Source organism: Streptomyces sp. 8L, from assembly GCF_020176795.1.
In the GTDB taxonomy this organism is placed as follows: Bacteria; Actinomycetota; Actinomycetes; order Streptomycetales; family Streptomycetaceae; genus Streptomyces.
The window spans coordinates 1-3,118 of sequence record NZ_JAIUKE010000757.1; the positions used below are offsets into that span (position 1 = coordinate 1).

Annotated in this window: 3 protein-coding genes and 1 pseudogene; all 4 read left to right on the top strand. The window is 74.1% G+C overall.

Annotation, left to right across the window (positions count from 1 at the left end):
* Positions 1-731, top strand: a pseudogene (locus tag LCE31_RS38310) (MFS transporter); the annotation flags it as partial.
* A 26-nt stretch (positions 732-757) separates the two neighbouring features.
* Entirely contained in the window at positions 758-1,261 is a 504-nt protein-coding gene (locus LCE31_RS38315) for a DUF2771 domain-containing protein (protein ID WP_225022795.1), read from the top strand.
* A 52-nt stretch (positions 1,262-1,313) separates the two neighbouring features.
* Positions 1,314-2,060 carry a futalosine hydrolase gene (locus LCE31_RS38320; RefSeq protein WP_225022796.1) on the top strand — a complete coding sequence of 249 codons (747 nt, stop codon included), beginning with the start codon at positions 1,314-1,316 and terminating at the stop codon, positions 2,058-2,060.
* Positions 2,047-2,940 (top strand): 1,4-dihydroxy-6-naphthoate synthase, encoded by an 894-nt coding sequence (locus LCE31_RS38325; protein ID WP_225022797.1) that lies wholly within the window; start codon positions 2,047-2,049, stop codon positions 2,938-2,940. The genes LCE31_RS38320 and LCE31_RS38325 overlap by 14 nt, the downstream gene beginning before the upstream one ends.
* The last annotated feature ends 178 nt before the right edge of the window (positions 2,941-3,118 follow it).

Below are 3,118 nucleotides of genomic sequence, written 5' to 3' on the forward strand. Positions count from 1 at the left end.
GGACGGCCGGGACAGTCGGGGCCGGTGGGGCGGACGAGACTCCGCGGACGGACACGGCGGACAGGGCCGCCAAGGCGGAGAAGGCCGAGAAATCTGAAAAAGCCGGGAAGGCCGAGAAGGCCGACAAGCCGCGTCCCTCGCTGCGCACCGTCGGCCCGTCCGTCCTGCACGGCCTCCAGGCCAACGCCTCGCACCGCGCCCTCTCCGGCTTCCTGACGTTCTTCCTCGCCTTCCTGCTGCGCGAGCATCCCCTGTCGGGGCTGAACGCGGCCGTGTCGCTCGGCCTCGTCGGCGTCTCCGCGGGCGCGGGCAACGCGATCGGCACGGCGGTGGGTGCCTGGCTCAGGGCGCGCGGGCCCGAGTTGATCATCATCACGATGCTGGGGCTCGCCCTGACGGCGACGATCCTCGCCGCGCTGTTCTTCGGTGTCGTGATGGTCGTCGTCGTCGGCGCCGTGGCCGGGTTCTCGCAGGCCCTGTCGAAGCTCTCGCTGGACGCGACGATCCAGCGCGACGTGCCGGAAGCGGTCCGCACGTCCGCCTTCGCCCGCTCGGAGACCGCCCTCCAGGTGGCGTGGGTCCTCGGCGGCGGCCTCTCGATGGCCCTGCCGCTGAACGCCTCGCTCGGCATGGGGGTGGCGGCGGCCGTGATGGCGGCGGGCGCCGTCGCGGCCGTACGAGGGCTGCTCCGGGCGGCCCGGCGCGGCGCGGCGCACCCCCGCGCCGCGTGAGGAGGGCGGACCGATAATCTTCGCCCATGACCGTTGCGATCATTCCTGCCAAGGCCCGCAGGGCCGGTGTCGTCCTCGGTGCGGTGTCCGCCGGGCTCCTGGTGCTCTCCGCCTGCGACAAGCCGACGCCTCTCGCCACCGTGACGGTCGGTTCCGGCTCCGTCCACACCGAGGCCGGCTGCTACAACGACGGCAAGGCCCTTCCGAACTCCGAGGCGCAGAGCTGCCTCAGCAAGAAGGCCGACCACACCATCAGCGTCGGCCCCGACGACACGATCGGCTTCGGCGTGGACCCCGCGCTGACGGACAACCACAACGGCTGGGCCCTGTTCCTCAACGGCCAGCAGGCCGAGCAGAAGCCGTCCACGGCCACCTACCGCCCGATCCCGGCCGCCTCCTTCTTCCAGGCGGACCAGACGACGGGTCAGACGCCCAAGAGCGTGCAGGTCGCCATCGTGGAGACCAACACGAAGACACCTTCTGTCCGGGGCATCTGGCACTTCGAGCTCAAGATGAAGACCAGCGACTGAGCGTGCCGCTCCCGCTCCTGTCCCACCCCGCCCCCGCTGAGTGATGTGCCCCATGCCGAGTGATCCGACGGTCCCGTCCGCCTCGCGGACCCCGTCCGCGGAGCCGTCCGCCCGGCGGGGCCTGGCGCCCCGGGTGCTCGTCGTCACGGCCGTGCCTGCCGAGGCCGAGGCCGGCTCGGCGGGCTCGCCCCGTCTTGACGTGCTGGCCGGCGGGGTCGGCCCCGCCGCCGTCGCCGCCGCCACGGCGCGCGCGCTGGCCCGCGCCGAGGCCGCGGGCACCCCGTACGGCCTGGTCGTCTCCGCGGGCATCGGCGGCGGCTTCGCGCCCCACGCGCCCCTCGGGTCGGTCGTCGTCGCCGACGAGATCCTCGCCGCCGACCTGGGCGCCGACACGCCCGACGGGTTCCTGCCCGTCGAGGATCTGGGCTTCGGCCGCGGCGCGCACCGCCCGCCCGTAGGACTGACCACCCGGATGGCCGAACGGCTCACGGCCTCCGCGGACTTCCCCGCCGTGCTCGCGCCCGTCCTCACCGTCTCGACGGTGACCGGCACCGCGCGGCGTACCGTCGAACTGACCGCGCGCCACCCGCGCGCGGCCGCCGAGGGCATGGAGGGGTTCGGCGTCGCGGAAGCGGCGGCGCTCCACTCCCTGCCGTGCGCGGAGATCCGCGCGATCTCCAACGTCGTGGGCCCGCGCGACCGCGCCGCCTGGCGCATCGGCGCGGCGCTGGAGTCGTTGAAGCGCGCGTTCTCGCTGCTCAACCCCGTATTCGAGGAGCCGTCCCATGACTGCCGATAGTGCCGTGAACCCCGCGGGAGCCGCCGAGACCGCAGACGGCGGCCCGCTCGGGCTCGTCTACTCGCCCTGCCCGAACGACACCTTCACCTTCGAGGCGTGGGCGCACGGCCGGGTGCCGGGCGCACCCGAGGTCGACGTCACGTTCGCGGACATCGACATCACCAACGGGATGGCGGAGCGCGGCGAGGGCGACGTGCTGAAGGTGTCGTACGCGGTGCTGCCGTGGGTGCTCGACGAGTACGCGCTGCTGCCGTGCGGCGGCGCGCTCGGACGCGGCTGCGGCCCGCTCGTCCTGACCAGGGAGGCGGGAGTCGACCTGGCGGGCAGGACCGTCGCGGTGCCGAGCGAGCGCTCCACCGCCTACCTGCTGTTCCGGCTGTGGGCCGCGGCGACCGTGCCGGAGGGCGTCGGCGAGATCGTCGTCATGCCGTTCAACGAGATCATGCCGGCCGTACGGGACGGCAAGGTCGACGCGGGCCTCGTCATCCACGAGGCGCGCTTCACCTATCAGAACTACGGGCTCCACTCGCTCGCGGACATGGGCGAGCACTGGGAGCGGACGACCGGTCTGCCGATCCCGCTGGGCGCGATCATCGCGAAGCGTTCACTGGGCGCCGCGACACTGCGGGCGCTCGCCTCGGCGGCGACCGCGTCCGTACGGATGGCCTGGGACGCGCCTGAGGTCTCGCGGCCGTACGTGCTGGAGCACTCCCAGGAGCTCGAACCGTCCGTCGCCGACCAGCACATCGCGCTGTACGTGAACGAGTTCACCGCGGAGCTCGGCGACGAGGGGTACGCGGCGATCCGCGGCCTGCTGGACCGCGCGGCGGCCGAGGGCCTCGTACCGCAGCTGGGCGAGGACGCCCTGCGCTTCGTGTGACCGCGCCGCGCTTCGTACAACCAGACCGCGGTTCGTACAACCAGGCCGCCCTGGGTGTGACCGCGCCGCCCTGGGTGTGAACGCGCCGAGCACCCCGGCCGCGGGGGGGGGGGGGGGGGGGGGGGGGGGGGGGGGGGGGGGGGGGGGGGGGGGGGGGGGGGGGGGGGGGGGGGGGGGG